We start from the raw sequence: 23,222 nt of genomic DNA on the forward strand, positions 1-23,222 counted from the left end.
GTTAGCCCTGGGCCTTGTTGTCGGCGATGACCTTCTCGAGCGATGCCTCGAGGTCGGCGACCGCGGTCTTCAGGAAGACAGCAGTTCCGCCGGAGGTCTCCAGCACGCCATCGAGCACGTCCTGGTTGGTCTGGTAGATCTCCACGAGCTTGAGCAGCACCTCGTTGTCCTTGTCCTTCGCGTTCGCTGCCCAGATGTTCACGTAGGGGAGCGCGTTGGGGTCGGAGGGGTCGTCCTGGGCGATCGCGTCCGAGGCGGTGAGTCCCGCATCGGTCACGAAGTCGTTGTTGATGATCGCGGCGGCGACATCGGGCAGCGACGTGACGGTGAGTGCCGCGTCGAGGGTCGTGACCGTGACCTTCGAGTCGGCGCTGACCTCGTCGAGGGTCGAGAAGATGCTTCCGCCGCCTTCGAGGGTGATGAGGCCGGCCGACTGCAGGATGAGCAGGCCGCGCGCGAGGTTGGAGGGGTCGTCCGGGATGGCGACGGTGTCACCGGCCTGGATCTCCTCGACCGAGCCGTACTTCGTCGAGTACAGGCCGAGCGGGTAGATGGCGGTTGCGCCGATCGGAACGATGTCATCACCGGTTGCGGCGTTGTGCTCGCCGAGGTAGACGATGTGCTGGAACTGGTTGAGGTCGAGGTCTCCCGCGGCGAGTGCAGGGTTCGGCTCCGGGTAGGAGGCGAAGTCGATCACGTCGATCGAGATGCCCTCCTCGAGAGCCGCGCCCTTGAACGTGGTCCACCAGGGCTCGCTCGCGCCGACGGTACCGATGCGCACGGGCTGCTCGGGCGAGCCGAGTCCGCTCGTGATGGCGTTCGACCCCTCGGCTGCCGGGGCATCCTTCGGGGCGTTGATGTTCACGATGATGAGCACCGCGGCAATGATCGCGGCTATGGCGACGATGATGCCGCCGACGATCAGGCCGGTGCGGCTCTTCTTCGGGGGCGCGATGACCGGGTTGGCACCGGCGGGAGGTGTTGCAGACATGGCTGTGCTCTCTGGCTGTGTGGACAGGGGATGGGATCGGCACTCTCTCGTGGAGGGCCGTTACCAGTGTGTGTCGCCCAGCTGGGGATACGAAAACGTGTTGAGAAGTGTGACGTTCTAGAAGTCGCTGAGGTTGCCGCGCAGGCCGCCGCCGCCGAACTCGGTGCGCAGGATGCCGCGGCGACGCAGGATTGGCACGAGTTCGTCGAGAATGCGGTGCACGGTCACCGGGTGCAGGTCGCCCCAGAGCAGCACGCCGTCGTTGTCGGCCGTCTCGCCCAGGTTTTCGATGAGATCGGCGAACTCCTCGGCGGTTCCGACAAAGCCGCCCTGCCCGATGCGGCCGAGCTTCGCCTGCTTGGCCAGCATTGCGCGCAGGGGGGTGGTGGCGGGGTCGTAGCCGCCGAGCAGGCGCTTGATGCTCCCCTGCGACACATGGTCGCCGAAGATAGACAGGTCCAACGGGGCGTCGAGGTCCTGCTGCGTGAGGTCGGTCTCGAGGTCGCTCGACTGGCGCTCGGCGATGTGCAGGAGTGCTGCGTCATCCGGATTCGCGGAGGCAGCGACGAGCCGGTCGGCCTCTTCGGCGCTCGAGACGAGCACGGGCTGGATCGCGAACAGGATCTTCACGTCGCTGGGGTTGCGACCCCGCTCGACTGCCGCGGCGTGGATCTTCGCGCGGTACTCGCGAATGGAGTCGGGGTCGAGCGGCGCGAGCGCGAGCTGCACCTCGGAGTTGGCGCCGGCGAAGCCGAGGCCGCGCCCCGAACCGCCGGGCGAGACGATGACCGGTTCCCCATCGGTGAACGGGATGGCGTTGAGCGGCCCGTCGAAATCGAAGTACTCGCCGCGGTGCTGCACGGAGGTCAGCTTCGAGCCGTCGGCGTAGCGGCCGGCCGCAGGGTCGGCGATGAGGGCGCCGTCGCCCCAGCTGCGCCAGAGGTCGCGGATGCCGCCCAGCCACTCCTCAGCGCGGTCGTAGGCGGCGTCGTGCGAGAGGGGGCCGGCGCTGCCGAAGTGACGCGCGCTGCCGGTGTCGGTGACGACGTTGAGGCCGAGGCGGTGACCGCTCAGGTGCTGCAGCGTCGCGAACTGGCGAGCCGCGGTGTACGGCAGGTACGCGGCCGGATTCACCGTCGGCACCACGCCGATGTGCGACGTCGCCCCGAACAGGTACGGCGCGAGCAGCAGTGGATCGTGCTTCGGGCCGCCGAAGGCCTGGCGGATGCGTAGATCGATCGTCGACGCGTTACCCAGGGACGGGGCATCCTCGATGATCAGCAGGTCGAAGCCGGCCTGCTCCAACTCGCGGATCGACTGCTGGTAGAGCTCGGGCTCGGTCCAGCGGTAGTTCCAGTCGAGGTACGGGTGGCCCCAGCCGTGTGGGCCGAAGCCGCGGGCGAGGAACCAGCCGAAATGCTGCAGCTTGCTCATGCAACAACCGTACGGGTTGCGGCGAGACCGCGTTCGAGGTCTGTGAGGAGGTCGGCGAGGTCCTCGATGCCGATCGAGAGGCGCAGGGTTCCGGGCCAGATGCCGGACTGGCTGAGCTCGTCGTCGGTGCGGGCATTGTGGCTCGTGGTGCCGGGGTGAAGGATCAACGAGCGCACGTCACCGAGGTGGGTCATGTGGGTGAAGGTCTCGAGGGCGTTCACGAAGTCGCGCGCCGCGTCGAGTCCGCCGCGCAGGGTGAAGGAGAACACCGAGCCCTGCCCACGCGGCAGGTACTTGAGCGCGAGCGGGTGGAACGGGTTCGACTCGAGCCCCGAGTAGTCGACCGAGTGCACCTCGGGCTGCTGCTCGAGCCAGCGGGCCACGCCGAGGGCGTTCTGCGACTGGCGCTCGACCCGGAGCGAGAGAGTCTCGATGCCCTGGTTGATGAGGAACGCATTGATCGGTGACGGCGTCGGTCCGAAACGCAGGGCCATGACCTCGCGCAGGTAGGCGATGCGGGCGAGGCCGCCGGAGCGCTCCGCGAAGCTCGGGTTGCCGTGGCGGTCGCGCGTGGTCAGGTGAAGGAAGAGGTCGCCCGAGCGCTCGACGTCGAACAGGCCGTTGTCCACGATCACCCCGCCCAGGGCGGCACCGTGCCCGGCGAGGAATTTGCTGGCCGAGTGGATGACGATGTCCGCCCCGAAGTCGAGCGGACGCAGCAGGTACGGCGTCGCGAGCGTCGAATCGATGATGAGCGGAATGCCGTGACGGTGCGCAACCTCCGCGATCGCCTCTATGTCGAACACGTCGTTCTTCGGGTTCGGGATCGACTCGGCGAAGAGGGCGCGGGTTGAGGGCAGGATGGCTCGTTCCCACGCTTCGGGGGAGTTCGCGTCATCCACAAAATCGGTGGTGATGCCGTAGCGCGAGAGGTTGTCGATGAGGAAGCCGCGGGTGCCCTCGTAGAGGGAGCTCGCCGACAGCAGGTGGTCGCCGGCCTGCAGCAGGCCGAGCAGCGTGACGGCAACCGCCGCCTGGCCGCTGCCCACGAGCAGCGCCTCAGCGCCGTTCTCGAGATGCGCAACGGTGCGCTCGACGGCCTCTGCGGTGGGGTTGGCGACGCGCGTGTACGAGTAACCCTCCGCACCGTTGAAGATGTCGCCCGCGTGGTCGAAGTCGTCGATGACAAAACCGGCGGTCATGTAGATCGGGGTGACTCGCGGATTCACCGTGGTTCCGGGGCGCGCGCCGGCGTGCAGCTGGCGGGTCGAGAACCCGACAGCCGTGTCGAGCGGGCGATGGAGAGTCATGCGATACAGGGTGACACGGACGACCCCGTTTGGGCTCTGCCGCGCTTCACACTTCGTCATGCGGGATGACCGCTCGCGGCCCCCTCCCTAGGCTCGGAGGATGACCACATCATCGAGGGCACTGCGCGTCGTCGCCGTCTCCGGCAGTCTCACCGACCCGTCCCGCACGACAGCGCTCGTCGAGGCCATCGCCGAGGCCTTCGGAAAGGTCATCCCCGTCGAGATCCGCGTGATCAAGCTGCACGAGCTGGGACCGCACTTCGCCGGCACCCTGTCCCGCAAGGGGCTACCCGCCGAGGTCGAGGCCGAGCTGCAGGTCGTGGAGAACGCCGACCTCCTCATTGTCGCGACACCCGTGTACCGGGCATCCTTCACCGGGCTGTTCAAGCACTTCTTCGACTTCGTCGACCAATACGCGCTCGTGGACACCCCCGTGCTGCTCGCGGCGACCGGTGGCAGCGAGCGCCACGCGCTCATCATCGAGCACCAGCTGCGTCCGCTGTTCGGCTTCTTCCAGTCGCTCGCGCTGCCGGTCGGCGTGTACGCGCACGACTCCGACTTCACCGACTACCGCATCTCGAACGAGCAGCTCACCGAGCGCATCGACAAGGCGATCGCCCGGGCGTTGCCGCTCGTGCGCTCCAGCCTCATCGAGAAGGAGAGCATTGAGCGCACCCTCGCGGGCGAAGAGGCCGAGCTCTAGCTCGCGCGCCGCATCCGCGCGGCGTTTTGCGATCGGCGCTGCCCGGCGGGAGTGCGCGCGGTTGGCAGAACCCCGCGCTGATTCGGGATGTGTTCCGCACACGCAGAAGGCCCCACGCCGAAGCGCGGGGCCCTCTGCGGGACTACTGGGAGGAATTAGTCGCCGAGGATCGAGTTGAGGTCGACGTCGTTAAGCACGTCGTCGACGAGGCCGTCGACGTCAACGACGCCATCAACCAGGTCGCCTACCTCGGAACCGACGGAGGTGTCTCCACCGACCGAGTTGCCGTTTCCGCTGTTGTTTCCCACAGCGGTGTCGTTGCCCGAACCAACGGCGGTGTCGTTGCCCGAAGCGATCGGTGCGGTGATCGGGGCCGTGATGTCGTTGCCCGATCCGATGGCGTTTCCGCTGCCGATGTCACCGACCTCCGGTGCTACAACGACGGGGGAGGAGTTGGAGATGTCGCCGACCATGGCCGACACGTTGTCGAGGAGGCTCGTGGTGGTCTGTGTCCAGGACGACGTGGTGTCGTGGCTGGAGGTGGTGTCAGCCATTGCGGGGGCTGCAAAGCCACCCACCATAAGAGCTGCTGCTGCAACGCCGGTCGTGCCGAGGATGGTCTTCTTCGTGATGTTGTTCATCATGGTGAACTCCTTCAATCGTTTGTCCATGGGACTCCCCGAACCTGCTTGGTCCGGTCGTTCCCTGGTGCAATAGGACTCCGGGGCGACCCCCGATTTCGGATTGCGGCGCTCGCTGAAATGGCCCCCGAATGGGTGCAGAGGTGTCAGATTCGGGATGTCCCGATCCCCGGCTTTCCGCGACGGGACCGAGCTGTCCATCCCTAACCTCAAAGAAAGCTGGCAGGCAACCGGAGTTGGCTGGGTGGCCCGGAAAGTCGTCCGGGCTGTCCACCCATACGATGGAGCCATGACCTCAACCACCCAGCTGCCCCCCAAGGATGTCGGCACCGCCTACCTCTTCTGGCTCGCCTCGTTCGTTCTCGTCTGCGGTCTGCAGCACTTCTACCTGGGCAAGATCGCGCGCGGCGTGATCTGGATCCTCACTGCGGGGCTCTTCGGCATCGGCACGATCATTGACCTGTTCACGCTGGCCGGCCAGACCCGCGAGGTCAACCGACTCCGTGCTGCGGGCATCCAGTGAGCTTCGTCGTCTCCACCGAGGTAGCCGAGGCCCTCGCCGCCAACAAGCCCGTCGTCGCCCTCGAGTCGACCATCATCTCCCACGGCCTGCCGCGCCCGCGCAACCACGAGGCCGCCATCGAGTTCGAGAACATCCTGCGCGAGCAGGGCGTCACCCCGGCCACGATCGCGGTGCTCGACGGTGTCGCGCAGATCGGCCTCGACGCCGAGGGCGTGCGCCGCATCTCCGAAGAGCAGCTCGCCAAAGCGAGCGTGCGCGACCTGCCGATCATTGCGGGTGCGGGATCGAGCGCCGCGACCACCGTCGCCGCGACGTCTCACCTTGCCGCACTGGCCGGGATCCGGGTCTTCGCCACCGGCGGCCTGGGAGGCGTGCACCGTGGAGCGTCATCCACTTTCGACGAATCTGCCGACCTGTCGACTCTCGCCGTCACGCCGATCACCGTGGTGTCGGCCGGTGTGAAGTCGGTGCTCGACATCGCGGCGACCCTCGAGCGTCTCGAGACGCTGAGCGTGCCGGTTCTCGGTTACGGCACAAAGACCTTCCCAAGCTTTTGGCTGCGCGAGTCGGCATTCCAGCTGGACTGGTCGGTCGAGAACGCGGCCCAGGTCGCCGACGTGATGTTCGCGCAGGACTCCCTCGGCCACGGCCAGGGCATCGTGGTCGCGAACCCGATTCCGCTCGACCAGCAGTGGGATCCTGCCGAGCACAACCGTGTGCTCGAGATCGCGCTCGCCGAGGCCGACGAAAAGGGCATCAGCGGCAAGGCCGTGACGCCGTTCCTGCTGCTTCGCATCGTGGAGCTCTCCGAGGGCCGCAGCCTCGAGGTGAACCTCGACCTCGCACGCAACAACGTGCGGGTCGCCGGCGAGATCGCGACCGCCTGGTCCGCGCTGCATGCCTAGAATTCTGGTCTTCGGCGACATTATCGACGACGTGGTCGCGGTGCCGAGCGGTCCCATCCGCACGGACACCGACACCGTCTCGTCGATCCGCTTCCGCCCGGGCGGGTCGGCCGCGAACACCGCGAGCTGGCTCGGCTCGGTCGGAGCGGACGTCACCTTCATCGGCATCGTCGGTGAGGATGACGCGGCCCGCCACACCCTCGAACTCGAGCGCCACGGCGTCACGTCCCGGCTGCAGACGCACGCGTCGCTGCCGACCGGCGCCATCGTGGTCATTGTGGAGGGTGAGAAGCGCACCATGCTCACCGAACGGGGCGCGAACGCGGTTCTGGATCCTGCTCTCGTCACCGACGAGCTGCTCGCCAGCGTCGACCTGCTACACCTGACCGGGCACACCCTGTTCGGCATGGACGCCCCCGAGCGCTTCACCGCACTGATGGCGCGCGCTCGAGCCGCCGGGGTTCAGGTCTGCCTCGACCCGGGCTCGGCCGGCTACATCGCCGACTTCGGGGTCGAGCAGGCGCTCGGCTTCTTCGAGGGCGCCTCGATCCTCGTGCCCAACCTCGAGGAGGGCAGGGCGCTGACGGGCCTCGTGGAACCCGTGGCCGTGGCATCCGCTCTTGCAGAATCGTTCGAGATCGTGGCGCTCACCCTCGACGCGGACGGCGTGGTCGTCGCCCGCCGGGGAAGCGCACCCGTGGTCATTCCCGCGGTCGCGACGACGATCCTCGACCCGACCGGCGCCGGCGACGCGTTCACGGCTGGCTTCCTGCACACGCTGCTGGTCTCCCATGATCTGGATGCCGCGGCGCGCGCCGGGGAATCCCTCGCGTCCCGCGCCGTGTCGTCCCTCGGCGCCCGCCCGCACTAGAGCGTCCCCGGCGGGGCTACTTCTTCTTCGGCGACGCCGCCTTGCGTGCCGCCTTCTCGGCGGCCTTGCGATCCGCGAGGATCTGCTTCTCGTCGAGGGGCGCGGTTCCCGAAGCGCGGGCCGCTGCGTAGTATGCGCGCGCCTCGTCCTGGCGAGCACGCTCGGCGCCGGTCGCGATGGGCGCGCGCACGTGGGCGTCCGTGTAGCCGTAGGCCTTGACCAGGTCGAGGGCGTGCGGACGCAGTCGGGCGATGAGGCGGTCGATGTACGCGGTCACGGCCTGGGCGCGACGCGGCGAGAGGCGGCCGGCCATGAGGTACCAGGCGAGGTGCTTCTCGATGAGGCCGAGTCCGAACAGGTCGCGCAGCCAGGTGAGCACAGTGACGTTGTTGGGGTCGGCGGCCGCGATCGCGCGGGTGAAGGCCTCCCATTGCAGCAGTTCGCCGTGTGCGCGGGCGACCTCGATGAGCTCGTTCTGCTGCGAGTTGAAGACGGCGGCGGCGTCCGCCTTCGAGAGGTGACGCGCATCCCGCAGTCGACCGGCGATCTCGGCGATCATGGTCTCGACGCGATCCGTCAGCAGCTCGCGCTGTACCTGGGTCTCGCGCAGCTGGCCGACGGAGCGGGCGACGCGACCGAAGTCGCCGATGGTCTGGGCCAGTGAGCGCAGGCCGGAACCGTTGTAGGCGCGCTCGGCGACGTGCTCGACGACGTAGCGGGCGAGCACACCGGGCTCCGCGCCGACGAACTTGCGGGAGTAGTCGGTGAGCAGGCGCTTGGCGACGAGCTGCAGCAGCACGTTGTTGTCGCCCTCGAACGTCGCGTAGATATCGAGGTCGGCGCGCAGTCCGACGAGGCGGTTCTCAGCGAGGAAGCCGGACCCGCCGCAGGCCTCGCGGGCCTCCTGCAGGGTGTCGAGCGCGTGCCAGGTGCTGAGCGGCTTCAGGGCTGCGGCGAGAGTCTCGAGGTCCTGGCGGTCGTCGTCGGTGTCGGCCTTGCCACTGAATACGGCGTCGAACTTCACGAGGAACTCGTCGTGGGCGAAGGTCTGGGCGAAGGTCGTTGCGAGGTGGGGGATGAGGCGGCGCTGGTGACGCTGGTAGTCAAGCAGCACCTCCTCGTCGGTGTCACTGCCCGCGGTGAACTGCCGACGCTCGCTGCCGTAGGTGAGTGCAATCTGCAGGCCGATGGCGGATGCCGCGGTCGCAGCTCCATCGAGTGACACCCGCCCCTGCACCAGGGTTCCGAGCATGGTGAAGAACCGGCGGCCGGGCGACTCGATCGAGCTCGAGTACGTGCCATTCTCGGAGACGTCGCCATAGCGGTTGAGCAGGTTGATGCGGGGGACCCGCACGTTGTCGAAGTGCAGGCGGCCGTTGTCGATGCCGTTGAGGCCACCTTTGAGGCCGTCGTCCTCGCCGCCGACTCCGGGCAGGAAGCCCTCGGCGGTGCGGATCGGAACATAGAACGCGTGCACACCGTGGTTGACCCCGCGGGTGATGAGCTGCGCGAAGACGACGGCTGCGGTGCCGTGCAGGGCCGCGTTGCCGAGGTAGTCCTTCCACGCGCCACGGAACGGGGTGTGGATGACGAACTCGTCGGTGGCCTCGTCATAGGTCGCGGTGGTGCCGATGCTCGCGACGTCCGAACCGTGACCGGTCTCGGTCATCGCGAATGCGCCCGGAACCTCGAGGCTCATCGCGCCCGGCAGGAATGCCTTGTGGGCACGCTCGGTGCCGAGGTGCAGGATTGCCGCGGCGAAGAGGCCCCACTGCACGCCCGCCTTGATCTGCAGCGAGGGGTCTGCGCTGACCAGCTCTTCGAAGGCGGCGATATTGCCGCCGTGGTTGTCCTGGCCGCCGAGCTCCTTGGGGAAGGACAGGTTGACCTGGCCGTCCGCGACGAGCAGGTGCAGCTGGCCGAGCACACGCTCGCGGTGCTCCGCCATCGAGAGGCCCTCAATGCGGTGCAGGTCGGGGTTGGCGGCGAGCTTGCGGGCGCCGGAGCGGATCTCCGCCCAGGTGCCGAGCAGCTGTCGGCCGAGAGCCTCGGAGTCGAATACCGCGCCCGAGATGTCGATGGGTCCGGTGTCGACGCGCTCGATGGGCTCATCCGGAGCGCCGTGGCCGACTGGTGCCGCGGCACCGGATGTGGGCATGGAGGTAGCTGTGTCGACCATCGTTGGTGTCCTTTGTCTCGCTGTGGCTCTCACTCCACACGGTACGAGCGTCGTCAGCCGACACGAAACAGTGCGTGAAGGGGCTATAACGCTATGCCGCGAGCGGGTGATCGGGCTGTAGGTTTCCACAGTCGAGCCCGCCCAAACGGCAGCACTGCCTACAACGGCTGGGCGGCCTTGACCGCCTCGTACGCGGCGAGTGCGTCGTTGCGGGACTTCTTCAGGTCGACGATCGGCTCGGGGTACTCGGGCGAATCGATCTCCGGTACCCAGCGCCGCACGTAACGGCGGCCCTTGTCGAACTTCTCCTCCTGCAGGATCGGGTTGAACACCCGGAAGTAGGGGGCGGCATCCGCGCCGCTGCCCGCGACCCACTGCCAGTTGCCCGGGTTGCTCGCCTCGTCGGCGTCGACCAGGGTGTCCCAGAACCACGCCTCGCCCACCCGCCAGTCGACCAGCAGGTTCTTAATGAGGAAGCTCGCGACGACCATGCGCACCCGGTTGTGCATCGACCCCGAGTGCCACAGCTCGCGCATTCCCGCATCGACCAGGGGGATGCCCGTGTGCCCGCTCTTCCAGGCCGCAAGCTCGGCGGGGTCGGGTTCGTCCCAGGGGAACGCGTCGAACGCCGGGCGGTAGTTCTTCTTATGGAGTTCCGGAAAACCGTAGAGGATGCTCCAGTTGAACTCGCGCCAGCCGATCTCGCTGAGGAACTTGGCGGTATTCGGCTGGGGCCGCGCGCGCAGGTAGTGCCAGACCTGGAACGGGCTCACCTCGCCGAATCTCAGGTGCGGGCTGAGCCCGCTCGTGGACTCGATGCCCGGTTCGTCGCGGCGGTGATAGTCCTCGAGGATGTCCTCGGCAAAGCGCTCCAGCCTCTCGCGCCCACCCTGCTCGCCGGGAGTCCACGTGTCTCTCAGGCCTCCGGCCCAGTCGGGCCGCGTGGGCAGCAGGGTCCAGTCGTCGAGCGTGTCGCTCGGGACATCCAGACCCTGAATCGCGGTCGGGGCAGGCAGCGGCTGGCGATCCACGCCGCGCTCGAGGCAGGCACGCCAGAACGGCGTGAACACGCGGTAAGGGTTGCCCTCGCCGGTGGTGACGGTCCACGGCTCGAACAGCAGGTTCGCGTGGAAGCTCGTGACCTCGAGACCGTCGTCCCGAAGCCGGGTCTTCAGGCGTGCGTCGATCTCGCGGGCGGCGCCGTAGCGGCGGTTCCAGAACACGGCTCCAGCCCCGACCTCGGCGACGAGGGCGGGCAGCACCTCTTCGGCCGCGCCGCTGCGCAGCGTGAGTTCGGCACCGAGGACGCGCAACGACTCGGTCAGCGAGACGAGACTGTGGTGCAGCCACCACCTCGTCGCAGAACCGAGCGGCCGGATGCCCGGACTCACGTCATCCCGCAGATAGAGCACAACGACCGGAGCGCCCCGTTCAACGGCCGCGGCCAGGGCCGGGTTGTCAGCGATGCGCAGGTCGTCACGTAGCCAAACGATCGAGGGGGAGAGCACCGCGGAGTTCATGTTCATACGATAAGTGCCGCGCCTGACAGCCCGAGTAGGGTGGTATCGCTTACCGGGAGGGAACGTGGGCCGACGTAGTGAGAGTGATGGTTCCGCGCGGGGTGTTGCGCTCCGTGCGAGCAAGGATCGCCTGCTGGCTCTCGTCGCGCTCGAAACCGCGCAGGCCGGCATTCGCGCGGTCGCCGGGGGCGGAAGTGTCTTCCCCGTTCACGGCCTGATCTCGCCGCGCGTCTCGCGTGCAGTCTCGGTCATTGTCGCGCCGTCGGACCTGTCCGCCTTTGTGCGCGTGCTTCGGGCGCGCGGGTGGGTGCTCGAACAGCCTCGCCGTGGCCTTGCGCTGCTACCGCGAGCGACCCTCGGCCTCACGCACGTCGGGTGGCCCTGCTCGCTTCGGGTGCACTCGGTGATCCCCGGCTTCTTCACCGACCCGCGGCACGCGTTCGACGAGTTGTGGGAGCGTCGCACGTTCATGACCCTGCACGGCATCGAGGTGCCGGTGCTCGACAAGATCACGACGGTGATGTTCGCGGCGCACGACCGGCTCACGGGGGATCGGATTCGCCCCTCCGCCGACAGCAACCTCGAGTATTTCCTCGGTCAGTTCCGCGAGGCGCTGGATCCGGCCGAGTGCCGGTCACTGCTCGAGCTCGTCCAGCGGGTCGGCGGCGGAGAGGAGTTGCGTCCGCTGCTCGAGGGTCTCGGGCTCGATCCGGGGGAGACCGTGCTGCCCGATGACGAGTACACCCGATGGCGGCTCGGGCTTCATCGCGTCACCCAGGCGGACTGCTGCCTGCTCGCCTTCATCGAACTGCCACCGGCGAAGCGCCCCGAGCTCGTGCGGGCGAAGATGCCGCGCACGCTGGGCGGCATGATCGGTGCCTACGGTGCCGGCGTCGCATCACTCGTGCGGCTCCGCGGCGCGGGTCGGCGCCTCGCTGCCCTGCTGCCGGAGTCTTCGAGAAGCGGTTAGGGCTGCAGCCGCAGCTTCTCGGTCAACGCGGTGAGCTGGCGCAGTTCTGCGGCGCTGAGCGCTCCGCCCACGCGGCGCGAGATGGAGTCGGCGTGCACAACCGCAACCCGACGGAACAGATCGTAGCCCTCGTCGGTGAGGCACACGATGGTGCCGCGGCCGTCGCCCGGGTCGCTCTCCTTGCGCACGAGCTCGCGCTGCACGAGGCGGTCGACAAGTCTGCTCACGCTCGGCTGGGTGAGCAGCAGGTGACGGTTCAGGTCCCGGATGCGCAGCCGGTGCTCGGGCTGGCGGGACAGGTTGAACAGCACGTCGTATTCATTGAACGACAGCTTGTCGGTGGGGAACTCCGTGTTGAGGGTTCGTAGCACCGTGACCTGCGCCCGGAACAGGGACTCCCAGGCATCGACGGCCAGCGATTTGTCACTCACGCGGCTAACTCTATGCACGCGCACCGACTTCGCGAAAATCGGGTGAAGAGGAGTTGACGTATTAAAAGGATTGAGGGCCGGTTTCAGAGGCTAGAAACCGACCCTCTCCCTTGCACCAAGAGTGTCCTGCAATCACATTCCGCATCAGCTGCCACAGCAAACAACTTCTGCTGCAACGAATATATAACGGTGAGGTAACGGAGCGCTAGTTATACAAACGTTATTTTTCTGCGAGTTTGCTGGGGCCGGGTAGACAGCCCGGATTTCCGCGGAAATCCGGGCTTTCCGGCGTCAAAGAATTTCCTGCGGACTGGAATTAGCTGACGGCGGTCTGCGAAACCGTTCCGATCGCGCGGCCCTCGCATTCTCTTTGGGGTGTCGTTCAGGGGCACCGTGCAAACAGCGACCGAGGGAGCTAGAGATGTCTGAGACAGGAACCTGCGACGACCATGTGGTCCGGCGGTTCTGCGGCACCTGTCGAGGGCGTCTGCGAACGTGGATCGATCCCACACAACGACGCGCGCCTGGGCGGGCGCATCCTCATCACCATGAAAGCTCCCGCCGAGTATGGCGGGTTCGAGCAGCACAGCAGGAGGACCTTCAGCGAGCTCGCTGGCCAGCCTCGAGCAGTGTCTCGACAAGATGGCGACGCTGGTCGAAAAACGACGATAGCGGTCGCGCTGTCCGTCAGGGGAACCATGAATCGTGGCACGATTCGTCTACTCCCGCTTGGGGGTAGACGAGGATGTCGCTATGCCGATAGGTTCTACGCCGGGGGAGTCGTGAGGGGTCTTCAAATTCGAAAGATGTCGAGCAGGAGACCTCTGTGTCGCTTTCCTTTCCACCCATCGAAACTGGAGAGAAAATGAGAATTTCCAAGTTGTTTACGGCCAGCGTCACCTGCGCTGCAATGCTTGCAGTGGGCCTGGCCGCCCCCGCTATTGCCGCGCCGACGCAGGATTCGCTCGATCGGCTGGTCGAGCTGAATCCCGGATCGACCGAGGCGCTGCTGACCGAGTCCATCGCCGATTACTCTGCGACGTCCGGACAATCCTTCGACGCGGTGCTGGCGCAAGCCCTCCGCGAGGCTGAGGTCTCTGCCGCGGCGGCTGCAGCCCCTGCGGTGACCGTCACCGGACCCGGCAAGGTCGGTGTGCTTTCCAGCCCCGGTGGAGGGAGCTATAGCCTCGGACTGGCCAACAACCGTGGCGACGTCTTTGTCACGCCGGCCTATACCGGACCCATCAATCACGGCCATGCGGGAATCTTCTTCACCACGGGTACGCTCATCGAGGCTCCGGGGCTCGGCAAGAAGAGCCGCTCGATCACCGTTGCCGACTATAAGGTGGCCAAGACCAGCGTCAAGCAGTCCGTGAAGGTGACGACCACAAAGCGTAACGCTGCGGGTGCCTACGCGCAGACGAATCTGCGCGGCAAGGACTACAACCCCAACTTCGCCATCAACCGAGACGCGAATGGCGACGACATGAACTGCTCGCAGCTGGTGTGGGCGGCCTACAAAAAAGCCGGCGGAATCGACATTGACGGAAACGGCGGGACCGGCGTGTACCCGTACGACATCAAGGACTCGACCTACACGACCACGTACAAAACCTTCTGAAAGGAATAGGGCGGGCAGGGATTCCTTGCCCGCCTTTACTCACCCATGCACTCTCTCCCCCGGCTCCTGGGAGCCCTCGTGCTGTCCTGCATCGCGCTCACAGCCTGTTCCGGCCCTGATCCGACAGCAGGCAGTGTCTTCGTCGACCCGGACAAGGCTTCTCTCGATGGCGTTACCGCAGCGCTGGTGCTGAGCCCGCAGACCGCTGGAATCGATGAAGGAAAACCCGGCTACATCGCTCTCGCCGCGAGCGACGGATCCTTGAGCCTGCTTCCCACCAAGGGCATGGACCGCGGACTCCTCGAATTCGCGGATTCTGAACTGTTCTTCTCCGACTTCGATAACGACTATGTGCTGGCAGATCGTCTGGTGAGTTCCCCCAGCCCGAAGCCGAATGTGCAGGAGGCCCTGTACGTCATCGACGACGAGGCGGTCGGCCTCTACAACGACGGTTTCACCGACGATGGCTACAACGAAGTCGTTGTGACGTCCGGGGCGGGGGAGAGTGCGCGGACCGACGTGCAGGGCGCGTACGCGGTCACCGCACGCTGCGGCGACGCGATCTTCGGCATCGCGCCGACTTCGGGACCATACCTCACCGGCGAGGCACGCGAACGGTTCGACGCGGGAGACGGGGCGGTGGGACAAATGCTCACCCGGATTTCCCCAGGCGATTCGGAACTCCTGATCGGCACGGTCGGTGTCGTCGACTCTCTGCAACCCGGCGGTGCCGCTGCGTGTGTCAACGACGGTGTGAGCTACCCGAGTTTCAACGTCTCCGGCGGCGAGAGTGGTGACGGCGCCGCCGTTCTCAAGACCTGGAACATCGCAAGCGGCGTCCTGATCGAAAAGCCGCTCGTGACCGAAACGGGAGAGCCGTTTCCGATGACGGCTGAGGACATGCTGTTTGCACAGATGGCTCCCGAACCCGTCGATGACGGAGTCGTCTGGATCGTCCCAGGCGGTCGAATCCTCAGCACCGATCTCGAGACCGGAGTCACCGATGTGGTTTCGACCGTCGCGCACGAGTCGGAGGAAGCGAGCCTTTTTCTCGACCAACGCGGCAACGTCATGTGGACAGCCGAAGAACCCTTCGGCGACAATGTCGACTTCGTGATCACTGAAACCGACCTTCTTTCGGGCACGAGCACGGAGGCGCTGCGAATCGACAATCTCGGCGGGATACTCAGTCCCGACCTGTTCGTTCGCGACTTCGTGCTGCTCGACTGAGCTGCAGGGGAGGCGGGTAGCGTGGAACCATGACCTCCCCCTATTCGGACCTGAACGACTTCATCGCTCTCTCCCGCGTCGACGGCATCGCGCTCTCCCCGAACGGCGAGCGCGCCATCCTGACCGTCGCGACGCTGAATCGGGATGCCACGGCCTACGAACGGGCCCTGTGGTCGGTTCCGGCCGACGGTTCGGGCGCGCCCGTGCGCCTCACCCGCTCGGCCAAGGGCGAGTCGGGTGTGGGCTTCACCGGCTCGGGAGACATCCTGTTCGTGTCTGCGAGACCGGATGCCGCGGCCGACAAGGATCCCGAAGCACCCCAGCTCTGGCTGCTCCCCGCCGCCGGGGGCGAGGCTCGCGCGGTCACGCGCCTTGCGGGCGGAGTCTCGTCGATCGCGGCAACCGCGTCCGGCTCCGATGTCGTGGTGCTCGCCGCCGACCTGCTGGCAAGCTCGGACACGCTCGAGTCCGACGCCAAGCTGCGCGGCAAGCGCAAGGACAAGAAGGTCTCGGCGATCCTGCACGAGGGGTATCCGGTGCGGTACTGGGACGCCGACCTCGGCCCCGCCGAACCGCACCTGCTCGCGCTGGACCTGTCCGAGCTGCCCGAGACCGCGGTTGCACGGGCCGCCGTGGCGCCGGACGCCGAACCGAGCTACCCCGCCGACCTCCCGCGACCGACTGACCTGACCCCCGCGCCCGGCCGCACCGCTGACACCGCCGGACAGGCACTCACCCCCGACGCGAGCACGCTCATCGTCGCCCTCCAGGTGCGCGAGCGTCGGGCGGGACGGTTCGCGCTGGTGTCCGTTCAGGTTGCGACGGGCATCCAGACGGTGATTGTCGAGGAGGACGGTGTCGACTTCGAGTCGCCCGCCGTGAGCCGCGACGGAACCCGCATCGCCTACACGCGTCTGGTGCGTAGCACGCCCGCCGGCCCGGAGGACGTCGAGCTGTGGATCGCGGGCATCGACGGCAGTGACCCGCGCCGGCTCGCCGCCGACTGGGATCGCTGGCCGACGAGCATCGCCTTCGCGGCGGATGACGCCTCGCTGATCGTGACGGCGGACCACGACGGTCGCGGGCCGGTGTTCCGGGTGCCGCTCGATGGACCGGTCGAGCAACTCACCCACGACGAGTTCACGTACACGAACGTGACCGTCGACACCGTCAGCGGTGACCTCGTGGCGCTCCGGTCTTCCTGGGTCTCTCCGCCGCATCCCGTGCGCATCGCACTATCGGGTGAGGTCACACCGCTCGCCAACCCCGCGGCGGCACTGGAGGCGCCCGGCAGCATCACCGCGGTCGAGGCGACGGCGGAAGACGGCGCACGCGTTCGCGGCTGGCTGCTGCTGCCCGAGGGCGCGTCCGCGTCGACGCCCGCCCCGCTACTGCTCTGGGTTCACGGTGGCCCGCTCGGCAGCTGGAACGCGTGGAGCTGGCGTTGGGCGCCGCTGCTCGCCGTGCAGCGCGGCTACGCGGTGCTGCTGCCCGATCCCGCGCTGTCGACCGGTTACGGGCTCGACTTCATCGCCCGTGGATGGAACTCGTGGGGCGCGAAGCCGTACACCGACCTGCTGTCGATCACGGATGCGGTGGAAGCGCGCGACGACATCGACGAGACGAAGACCGCGGCAATGGGCGGCTCGTTCGGCGGCTATATGGCCAACTGGGTCGCGGGGCACACCGACCGCTTCCGCGCGATCGTGAGCCACGCGAGCCTGTGGGCACTCGACCAGTTCGCGGGAACCACCGACCACTCGCAGTACTGGCAGGAGATCTTCACCGCAGAGGCGATGGAGGAGTTCTCACCGCACCACAGCGTGCGCGACATTGTCACGCCAATGCTGGTCATCCACGGCGACCACGACTACCGGGTGCCGATCGGTGAGAGCCTGCGCCTGTGGAGCGAGCTCGCCGAGCACCATGCTCTGGATGACGGCAGCACCAAGCACAGGTTCCTGCTCTTCCCCGACGAGAACCACTGGGTTCTGAAGCCCCAGCACTCGGTCGTCTGGTACGAGACGGTCTTCGCGTTCCTTGACCAGCACGTGCACGGTGCTGAGTGGAAGCGCCCCGAGCTGCTCGGCTAGAGCCGTTCGGGCACGTGCCCGAGTCCCGGGCGCGTGTTCGAACACTCGCCGGAAAATCGGACACGTGCCCGAGGCGCACTAGTTGGACTTGGACGACGCCAGGATGCCGGTGCCGCCGAGCGCGGTGCTCAGGGCAGCCGCGGTGTCGACGAACTTGTTGTTCGTCATGTTGGCGCCGATCGCGCCGCCCTTGAGGGCTCCGGCAGCGATGTCGCGGCTGAGGCGCGCGACGAGCTGGCCGCTCTCGTCGACGAGGTACTCGACGGTGAAGGTGACCTGGAAGTTCTTGCCGGCCATCGCGCCGAGCAGCAGCGTGATCGGCATGCTGCCGCGCTTGGCGAGCAGTCCGCCCTTGGGGGTGGGGGTGATGGCGAAGCCCTCGGCCTGGAGCGCTGACGCGACCTGGGCTTTGGCGGCGTCGTGGTCGCCGGTCAGAAAGAAGTCGTGAACTGATGCCATGGGGTCGCTCCTCAGCGAGTGGGGGTGATCGGCTCGATTCGAGCCCGACTCAGGCTAGCGGCAGAACGCGGCGTGTCGCATGCCTTTCTTACCGCACTAGTGTGCAGACCGTAGTAGTGTCACAACCGTCATAGAGGAAGGACGAGCGTGGATACCACCCAACTGCTCAAAGGTGTTCTGGATGTCGCGGTGCTCGCGGTCATCCGCGACGACGACGGTTACGGCTACGACATCGTGCGCCGACTGCGCGCGGCCGGCATCGACGAGATCGGGGATGCGTCGGTGTACGGCACCCTGCGTCGCCTGTTCGCGGCCGGCATGCTGACGAGTTACGTCGTGCCGTCCGAAGGCGGCCCGCACCGCAAGTACTACGGCATCAACCCGCAGGGTCGGGCCATGCTCGCAGCCCACACCACCGACTGGAACCGCTTCGCCGGCACCATGTCCACACTGCTCGACGAACCCGTCGCAGCCACGCGCGTCCGCAAGATCGGGGAGAAGAAATGACGACGATGACAGCCACCGACCCGGCCATCGAGGAGTTCGCGGCTGCAGTGCGAGCTGCGCTCGATGACCTCCCTGCTGACGATGTCGACGACCTGACCGACGGTCTCGAGGCCGATCTCACCGAGCGGGCAGCCGACGGCGGTCCCGCCCTCGGTGATCCCGCCGCCTATGCGGAAGAGCTCCGCGCCGCTGCGGGTCTGCCCGTCCGAGGTCCGACCCAGCACCGTGGCCTGGTCGACGTCGACTTGATTCGCCACAACCTGCGACAGCTTCGGGATGACACCGCTCGCGTCATCCGCTCGAATCCGTTCCTCAGCGGCACCGCCGACCTGCTCGCGTCCATGCGGCCGGCGTGGTGGGTCGCGCGAGGCCTGCTGCTGTTCGGCCTGTTCAGCATCAGCTGGTTGAACTCCTCAGGGGAGAGCATCCCCGAAGCCATCTGGCTGGTGGCTGCAGCCTGGGTCGTGGTCAGCGTGCAGTGGGGCCGCGGTCGATGGTTGCCCAAAACCGGTCGTCGCGTGATCCCGGTCATCGCGACGATCTTCGCCCTTCTCTCGATCGGACCGGTGTGGGTGGCCATCAACACCTACAACACCCAGCAGGACTACTACCGCTACGGCGAAGAGGTTGAAGGCCCGCTCGGCCTGCAGCGGGAGGGGCAGACGGTGAGCAACGTCTTCGCCTACGGCGCGGACGGCGAACTGCTCACCGACGTGCAACTGTTCGACCAGAACGGCGAGCCCCTCAACATCACGGATCCCCGATACGGCGAGAGCTTCTTCGAGGGCAACCAAGGCGATGAATACGTCATTCTCGTTCCGCGTGACTCGGCACCCGGTGCGGGGGGATGGAACGTCTTTCCGCTGATGCAGCGCGAGGCCGACTGCTATGACGAGACGCTGGCCTGCGCTCGACGCTCGAGCGACACCACCCCGCCGTTCGAGCGCGTGCAGCCGCTCATCGGAGCGACGCTGCCGATGTCACCGACGAACGTGCCGACAGCCGACGACGACGACAAGTAACACCCCCCCTTCCGCCACGGCGCGGCCGGGAGCAGACTGGAGACATGTCAGCTCCCGGCCTCACCGTGTTCCAGGGTCTCGCGGGTGACCGCAACGTTCGTGGATGGGAGGGTGCCGCCGCACTCGGCGCGGAGCTCGCCACCCGATTGGCGACCGACGTGGTCACCGTGGGCACGCGCGGCACCCCCATCGGCGCCGACTGGCGCACGGAACTCGATGCGGCGAGTGACGGATTCCGATCCCTCGCCGAGCGCTACGTCGAAGTGTTCGAGGGCGGCCGTCGCCCGATCACCGCGCTCAATCGCTGCGCCGCGGCCATCGCAACGCTGCCGATCGTCGCGCGCTACCGCCCCGACGCGGTCGTGGTCTGGTTCGACGGCCATGCCGATATCAACCTTCCCGGCCATCCCGACACCTGGTACCTCGGTGGCATCGCCTTCTCCGCGAGCCTGGGGCTGTGGGACAGCGGCTTCGGAGCCGGAGTCTCCGCCGATCGCGCGATCCTCGTCGGCGCTCGCGATATCGATCCGCCCGAGCAGGAGTTGATCGCTGGCGGAGCTGTGCAGCTCGTCGCGCCCGAGGATCTCGAGGCGGCCATCGCCGGTCGGCCCGTCTACGTGCACATCGATTGCGACGTACTCGAGCCCGGCCAGGTCGCGACCGAATACCGGGTTGCCGACGGGTTCACGCTTGATGAACTCGGCGAGCTGTGCGGGATTCTGGCGCGCACCGAACTCGTTGGACTCGAGGTCGCCGAGCTCGAGTCGGCCGCGGACGCGACGAAGCTTGCGGACGCGCTGCAGCCCTTGCTTGCGTTGCACTAGCGGCACTTTCGCAAGTTCTGCAAGAAATCAACAAAACGACGGCAATTCATCACAAAGCCTTGTGCGTCGAGCGGACACGGTTCTACAGTGGCGGCACTCGGCGTCCCCCGCGCCACGGGCGCAACGGTGCGCTCCCCTCAACGAGGAACGAGTCGACGATGACTTCGAGAAGACTGACCCGCGGCGTGGCCGCACTTGCCGCCGTGGCCCTGGCCGCCGGGATCGTGGGTGTGAGCGGTGAGGCGGCTGCCGCAGCTGCTGCCCCGGTCGTCACACGGGCCGCACTCGATCCCGTGCTTGTCGCCGGACGCGGAGCCGCCGTCGACTTCCTCGAGCAGGAGGCCGAGAACGCCACCACTACCGGCTCGATCATCGGTCCGGACCGCATGGCATACTCGCTCGCGGCAGAGGCCTCCGGTCGCAAGGCCGTGAAACTGCTCCCCGGCCAGTACGTCGAATTCACCCTGCCGAAGAACGCGAACGCCATCACCGTGCGATACAGCATCCCGGACTCGACGACCGGCGGCGGCATCGAATCACCCCTTTCCGTGTCAATCAAGGGCAGCACCAAGAGGATGACGCTCACGTCGAAATACTCATACCTCTACAACCAGTACCCCTTCACGAACGACCCGAACGCGGGGCTGCTGCACCCCGACTGGTGGATCACCGAGTGCGCCTGTGTGCCCACGCAGACCACCCCGACACCGCAGATCACGAAGCCGTTCCGGCCGATGCACTTCTACGACGAGCAGCGCCTGCTGCTCGGAAAGACGTATCGCGCGGGCGACGTCATCCGGCTTACCGCGCCGGCGAACGCAGCGGCGTGGACCGTCATCGACCTGCTCGACTCGCAGCAGGTCGGCTCCCCGCACGTGCGGCTCGTCGCCTCGAACGTGCTGCTGTTCGGTGCCGACCCGACCGGTAGGCGCGACTCCGCAGTCGCCTTCGACAAGGCCATCGCCTTCGCAAAGGCGAAGAAGCTGAAGGTCTACGTGCCGCCGGGGCGGTATCAGGTCAACCGCCACGTGATCGTCGATAACGTCACCATCGAGGGTGCCGGCAGTTGGTACACCACGATCTTCGGCAAGGAAGTCGCGCTGACGACCCCGGCGCCCGACGGATCCGTGCACACCGGTGTCGGTTTCTACGGCAAGGACGCCGCGGCCGGTGGCAGTGCGAACGTGCGCCTCTCCGGCTTCACGATCCAGGGCGACGTGCGTGAGCGCATCGATACCGACCAGGTCAACGGCATCGGCGGAGCGCTCAGCAACTCGGTGATCGAGGGGCTGTACATCCAGCACACCAAGGTCGGCATCTGGCTCGACGGCCCGATGAAGAACCTGAAAATCAGCAACACCCAGATCGTGGACCAGATCGCGGACGCCGTGAACTTCCACACCGGGGTCACGAACTCGAGCGTCACGAACAGCTTCATCCGCAACACGGGGGATGACGGCCTCGCCATGTGGGCTGAGACGACCACCAACTCGGGCAACACCTTCGACCGCAACACTGTGCAGACCCCGACGCTCGCCAATGGCATCGCGATCTACGGCGGCACTGACAACACCGTCTCGAACAACCTGATCGCCGACCCGATTCGCGAGGGCAGCGGCATCCAGGTCGGATCGCGGTTCGGTGCCGAGCCGTTTGCGGGCTTCCTCGACATCACCAACAACACGACCGTGCGCGCAGGCACCTACGAGCTCAACTGGAACATCGGGCTCGGCGCCATCTGGTTCTTCGCCCTCGAGCGCAACATTGATGCCGCGATCACTGTGAGCGGAGACCACTATCTCGACAACACCTACAACGCGATCATGCTCGTCACCGACTGGCCGGTGAAGGACCTCTACTCGATCAGCAATGTCGTGTTCCGCGATGTGCGGGTCGACGGCACGGGCACCTCCGTGGTGAGCGCACGTTCCGCCGGCTCGGCCGTGTTCGAGAATGTGGATGCCCGGGGCGTCGGTGCCGTCGGCATCAACAACTGCGGCTCATTCGGCTTCGGTCCCGCAGGATCGGAGTTCTCGTTGAGCGGCAGTGGCAACGATGGAGGGGGAACGACGGGTCCGTGGTTCGGAGCGTGGCAGCTGCCGAACACGATCACCTGCGACGACCGCCCGCCGGTGGTCGCGCCGCCGGCCCCGAGCCCGTGGTGACGACGCCCGCCGAATAGCGAAAAGTGCTCCAAACCAGAAAGTTTGGAGCACTTTTCGCCGGTTGGTGCCTGTTTAGAAGTCGGGCGAGGGCGTGGTGGCCTGGCGGATCGACACGTCGGCGTGACGGTCGAAGCGGTAGCCGACTCCGCGCACGGTGCGCACGATGTCCTCGTAGGCGCCGAGCTTGGAACGCAGGCGACGAACGTGCACGTCGATGGTTCGCTCGTTGGGGATCTCGTCGTCGTTCGCGTTCCAGAGTGAGGCGATCAGCTCGGCACGGTCGATCGTGCGGCCCTCGCGGAGGACGAGGTACTGCAACAGCTCGAACTCCTTGTAGGTGAGGCCGGCGGTCTCGCCGTCGAGCGCAACACGCTTTCGGGAGATGTCGATGACGACGCCGCCGCGCGGCTTGACGAGCTCGGGGGCGGGGGTCTGGCGCTGGCGGGCGAGTGCTGCCGGGTCCTGCAGGGCGAGGCGCACAACGTCCACGTCGCGTCCACCGGCACCCTGGGGGGCGAGGGCGACAGCCGCGTGGGTCTCGGCGGAGGGGACGAGCTGCGCGACGAGCTGCTTGAGCTGCTCGACGAGGTGGCCGAGGTCGGTGCCGGCCGCTTCGGCCTTCAGCTCATCGACGCCAACGTAGAGCACAAAGCCGCGAGCTTCGGTGCCGGCGGGTACCGCGCGAAGGCGGGGAGCCGCTGCATCCGGAGTCGGGGTTTCGGTCGGAACCGCTACCGGTCGCGGTGCGGAGAAGGAAGTGGTGGGACGGTCAAGGGTTGCAAGTGACATGGTGGAGTCCTTGGGGACTGGGGGTGAAGGGCCT

Annotated in this window: 21 protein-coding genes; 12 read left to right on the top strand and 9 right to left on the bottom strand. The window is 66.9% G+C overall.

The window, feature by feature from the left end; all coding sequences use genetic code 11:
• Position 1: 1 nt before the first annotated feature.
• The 3 genes from EYE40_RS13930 to EYE40_RS13940 all read right to left on the bottom strand — a co-directional run bounded on the left by EYE40_RS13930 (position 2) and on the right by EYE40_RS13940 (position 3,735).
• Entirely contained in the window at positions 2–991 is a 990-nt protein-coding gene (locus EYE40_RS13930; RefSeq protein ID WP_130982552.1) for a MetQ/NlpA family ABC transporter substrate-binding protein, read from the bottom strand.
• A gap of 117 nt (positions 992–1,108) precedes the next feature.
• The gene (locus tag EYE40_RS13935; protein WP_130982553.1) at positions 1,109–2,425 is read right to left on the bottom strand and encodes an LLM class flavin-dependent oxidoreductase; all 1,317 of its coding nucleotides are present in this window, start codon (positions 2,423–2,425) and stop codon (positions 1,109–1,111) included.
• On the bottom strand, positions 2,422–3,735 hold the full coding sequence (locus tag EYE40_RS13940; RefSeq protein WP_130982555.1) for an O-acetylhomoserine aminocarboxypropyltransferase/cysteine synthase family protein: 1,314 nt from the start codon (positions 3,733–3,735) through the stop codon (positions 2,422–2,424). Before EYE40_RS13940 ends, EYE40_RS13935 begins: the two co-directional genes overlap by 4 nt.
• 100 nt (positions 3,736–3,835) lie before the next feature.
• Here EYE40_RS13940 and msuE point away from each other — a divergent pair, with 100 nt between their 5' ends.
• Positions 3,836–4,438: an FMN reductase gene (gene msuE / locus EYE40_RS13945; protein ID WP_130982557.1), complete on the top strand. Its 603-nt coding sequence runs from the start codon at positions 3,836–3,838 to the stop codon at positions 4,436–4,438.
• A gap of 155 nt (positions 4,439–4,593) precedes the next feature.
• Here msuE and EYE40_RS13950 read toward each other — a convergent pair whose 3' ends face one another.
• A complete protein-coding gene (locus tag EYE40_RS13950) occupies positions 4,594–5,109 on the bottom strand; it encodes a hypothetical protein (protein ID WP_204742254.1) in 516 nt (171 codons plus the stop codon).
• 259 nt (positions 5,110–5,368) lie between these two features.
• Between EYE40_RS13950 and EYE40_RS13955 the strand changes: the two genes are divergently transcribed.
• From EYE40_RS13955 to EYE40_RS13965, 3 genes are read left to right on the top strand one after another with little or no spacing between them, the layout of a single operon-like run.
• Positions 5,369–5,602 (top strand): TM2 domain-containing protein, encoded by a 234-nt coding sequence (locus EYE40_RS13955; RefSeq protein ID WP_130982559.1) that lies wholly within the window; start codon positions 5,369–5,371, stop codon positions 5,600–5,602.
• Complete coding sequence (locus EYE40_RS13960) at positions 5,599–6,507, top strand: pseudouridine-5'-phosphate glycosidase (protein ID WP_130982560.1); 909 nt, start codon at positions 5,599–5,601, stop codon at positions 6,505–6,507. The genes EYE40_RS13955 and EYE40_RS13960 overlap by 4 nt, the downstream gene beginning before the upstream one ends.
• A complete protein-coding gene (locus tag EYE40_RS13965) occupies positions 6,500–7,378 on the top strand; it encodes a carbohydrate kinase family protein (RefSeq protein ID WP_130982562.1) in 879 nt (292 codons plus the stop codon). The genes EYE40_RS13960 and EYE40_RS13965 overlap by 8 nt, the downstream gene beginning before the upstream one ends.
• A gap of 16 nt (positions 7,379–7,394) precedes the next feature.
• Here EYE40_RS13965 and EYE40_RS13970 read toward each other — a convergent pair whose 3' ends face one another.
• Positions 7,395–9,557: an acyl-CoA dehydrogenase family protein gene (locus EYE40_RS13970; protein ID WP_130982564.1), complete on the bottom strand. Its 2,163-nt coding sequence runs from the start codon at positions 9,555–9,557 to the stop codon at positions 7,395–7,397.
• 158 nt (positions 9,558–9,715) lie between these two features.
• On the bottom strand, positions 9,716–11,083 hold the full coding sequence (locus EYE40_RS13975; protein ID WP_420810057.1) for a cryptochrome/photolyase family protein: 1,368 nt from the start codon (positions 11,081–11,083) through the stop codon (positions 9,716–9,718).
• A gap of 58 nt (positions 11,084–11,141) precedes the next feature.
• Between EYE40_RS13975 and EYE40_RS13980 the strand changes: the two genes are divergently transcribed.
• The gene (locus EYE40_RS13980) at positions 11,142–12,047 is read left to right on the top strand and encodes a hypothetical protein (protein ID WP_130982568.1); all 906 of its coding nucleotides are present in this window, start codon (positions 11,142–11,144) and stop codon (positions 12,045–12,047) included.
• On the opposite strand, the gene EYE40_RS13985 is transcribed toward EYE40_RS13980, so the two are convergent.
• Positions 12,044–12,478 carry a MarR family winged helix-turn-helix transcriptional regulator gene (locus tag EYE40_RS13985; RefSeq protein ID WP_130982570.1) on the bottom strand — a complete coding sequence of 145 codons (435 nt, stop codon included), beginning with the start codon at positions 12,476–12,478 and terminating at the stop codon, positions 12,044–12,046. The two genes, EYE40_RS13980 and EYE40_RS13985, sit on opposite strands and share 4 nt — an antisense overlap.
• Positions 12,479–13,343: 865 nt before the next feature.
• Between EYE40_RS13985 and EYE40_RS13990 the strand changes: the two genes are divergently transcribed.
• The 3 genes from EYE40_RS13990 to EYE40_RS14000 are packed head-to-tail and all read left to right on the top strand — an operon-like array spanning position 13,344 to position 17,422.
• The gene (locus tag EYE40_RS13990; protein WP_130982572.1) at positions 13,344–14,099 is read left to right on the top strand and encodes a hypothetical protein; all 756 of its coding nucleotides are present in this window, start codon (positions 13,344–13,346) and stop codon (positions 14,097–14,099) included.
• A gap of 45 nt (positions 14,100–14,144) precedes the next feature.
• The gene (locus EYE40_RS13995) at positions 14,145–15,329 is read left to right on the top strand and encodes a hypothetical protein (RefSeq protein ID WP_130982574.1); all 1,185 of its coding nucleotides are present in this window, start codon (positions 14,145–14,147) and stop codon (positions 15,327–15,329) included.
• 29 nt (positions 15,330–15,358) lie between these two features.
• On the top strand, positions 15,359–17,422 hold the full coding sequence (locus EYE40_RS14000; RefSeq protein ID WP_130982575.1) for a S9 family peptidase: 2,064 nt from the start codon (positions 15,359–15,361) through the stop codon (positions 17,420–17,422).
• A gap of 78 nt (positions 17,423–17,500) precedes the next feature.
• On the opposite strand, the gene EYE40_RS14005 is transcribed toward EYE40_RS14000, so the two are convergent.
• Positions 17,501–17,881 (bottom strand): hypothetical protein, encoded by a 381-nt coding sequence (locus EYE40_RS14005; protein WP_130982577.1) that lies wholly within the window; start codon positions 17,879–17,881, stop codon positions 17,501–17,503.
• A gap of 147 nt (positions 17,882–18,028) precedes the next feature.
• Here EYE40_RS14005 and EYE40_RS14010 point away from each other — a divergent pair, with 147 nt between their 5' ends.
• The 4 genes from EYE40_RS14010 to EYE40_RS14025 all read left to right on the top strand — a co-directional run bounded on the left by EYE40_RS14010 (position 18,029) and on the right by EYE40_RS14025 (position 22,399).
• The gene (locus tag EYE40_RS14010; RefSeq protein WP_130982579.1) at positions 18,029–18,388 is read left to right on the top strand and encodes a PadR family transcriptional regulator; all 360 of its coding nucleotides are present in this window, start codon (positions 18,029–18,031) and stop codon (positions 18,386–18,388) included.
• Positions 18,385–19,410 carry a hypothetical protein gene (locus tag EYE40_RS14015; protein ID WP_130982580.1) on the top strand — a complete coding sequence of 342 codons (1,026 nt, stop codon included), beginning with the start codon at positions 18,385–18,387 and terminating at the stop codon, positions 19,408–19,410. The genes EYE40_RS14010 and EYE40_RS14015 overlap by 4 nt, the downstream gene beginning before the upstream one ends.
• Before the next feature lie 44 nt (positions 19,411–19,454).
• Positions 19,455–20,234 (top strand): arginase family protein, encoded by a 780-nt coding sequence (locus tag EYE40_RS14020; RefSeq protein ID WP_130982582.1) that lies wholly within the window; start codon positions 19,455–19,457, stop codon positions 20,232–20,234.
• A gap of 158 nt (positions 20,235–20,392) precedes the next feature.
• A complete protein-coding gene (locus EYE40_RS14025) occupies positions 20,393–22,399 on the top strand; it encodes a glycosyl hydrolase family 28-related protein (protein WP_130982584.1) in 2,007 nt (668 codons plus the stop codon).
• A gap of 72 nt (positions 22,400–22,471) precedes the next feature.
• On the opposite strand, the gene EYE40_RS14030 is transcribed toward EYE40_RS14025, so the two are convergent.
• A complete protein-coding gene (locus EYE40_RS14030; protein ID WP_130982586.1) occupies positions 22,472–23,188 on the bottom strand; it encodes a winged helix-turn-helix domain-containing protein in 717 nt (238 codons plus the stop codon).
• Positions 23,189–23,222: the final 34 nt, after the last annotated feature.

Source organism: Glaciihabitans arcticus (genome assembly GCF_004310685.1).
Lineage (GTDB): Bacteria > Actinomycetota > Actinomycetes > Actinomycetales > Microbacteriaceae > Conyzicola > Conyzicola arctica.

What these genes read in the sequence shown, in the direction of transcription:
- msuE (WP_130982557.1), top strand. Translation starts at nt 3,836, where the DNA reads ATGACCACATCATCGAGGGCACTGCGCGTCGTCGCCGTCTCCGGCAGT.
- EYE40_RS13970 (WP_130982564.1), bottom strand. Translation starts at nt 9,557, where the DNA reads ATGGTCGACACAGCTACCTCCATGCCCACATCCGGTGCCGCGGCACCA.
- EYE40_RS14025 (WP_130982584.1), top strand. Translation starts at nt 20,393, where the DNA reads ATGACTTCGAGAAGACTGACCCGCGGCGTGGCCGCACTTGCCGCCGTG.
- EYE40_RS14015 (WP_130982580.1), top strand. Translation starts at nt 18,385, where the DNA reads ATGACGACGATGACAGCCACCGACCCGGCCATCGAGGAGTTCGCGGCT.
- EYE40_RS13950 (WP_204742254.1), bottom strand. Translation starts at nt 5,109, where the DNA reads ATGGACAAACGATTGAAGGAGTTCACCATGATGAACAACATCACGAAG.
- EYE40_RS13975 (WP_420810057.1), bottom strand. Translation starts at nt 11,083, where the DNA reads ATGAACATGAACTCCGCGGTGCTCTCCCCCTCGATCGTTTGGCTACGT.
- EYE40_RS13935 (WP_130982553.1), bottom strand. Translation starts at nt 2,425, where the DNA reads ATGAGCAAGCTGCAGCATTTCGGCTGGTTCCTCGCCCGCGGCTTCGGC.
- EYE40_RS14000 (WP_130982575.1), top strand. Translation starts at nt 15,359, where the DNA reads ATGACCTCCCCCTATTCGGACCTGAACGACTTCATCGCTCTCTCCCGC.
- EYE40_RS13955 (WP_130982559.1), top strand. Translation starts at nt 5,369, where the DNA reads ATGACCTCAACCACCCAGCTGCCCCCCAAGGATGTCGGCACCGCCTAC.
- EYE40_RS13940 (WP_130982555.1), bottom strand. Translation starts at nt 3,735, where the DNA reads ATGACTCTCCATCGCCCGCTCGACACGGCTGTCGGGTTCTCGACCCGC.
- EYE40_RS13930 (WP_130982552.1), bottom strand. Translation starts at nt 991, where the DNA reads ATGTCTGCAACACCTCCCGCCGGTGCCAACCCGGTCATCGCGCCCCCG.
- EYE40_RS13995 (WP_130982574.1), top strand. Translation starts at nt 14,145, where the DNA reads ATGCACTCTCTCCCCCGGCTCCTGGGAGCCCTCGTGCTGTCCTGCATC.
- EYE40_RS14020 (WP_130982582.1), top strand. Translation starts at nt 19,455, where the DNA reads ATGTCAGCTCCCGGCCTCACCGTGTTCCAGGGTCTCGCGGGTGACCGC.
- EYE40_RS13965 (WP_130982562.1), top strand. Translation starts at nt 6,500, where the DNA reads ATGCCTAGAATTCTGGTCTTCGGCGACATTATCGACGACGTGGTCGCG.
- EYE40_RS13990 (WP_130982572.1), top strand. Translation starts at nt 13,344, where the DNA reads ATGAGAATTTCCAAGTTGTTTACGGCCAGCGTCACCTGCGCTGCAATG.
- EYE40_RS14005 (WP_130982577.1), bottom strand. Translation starts at nt 17,881, where the DNA reads ATGGCATCAGTTCACGACTTCTTTCTGACCGGCGACCACGACGCCGCC.
- EYE40_RS14030 (WP_130982586.1), bottom strand. Translation starts at nt 23,188, where the DNA reads ATGTCACTTGCAACCCTTGACCGTCCCACCACTTCCTTCTCCGCACCG.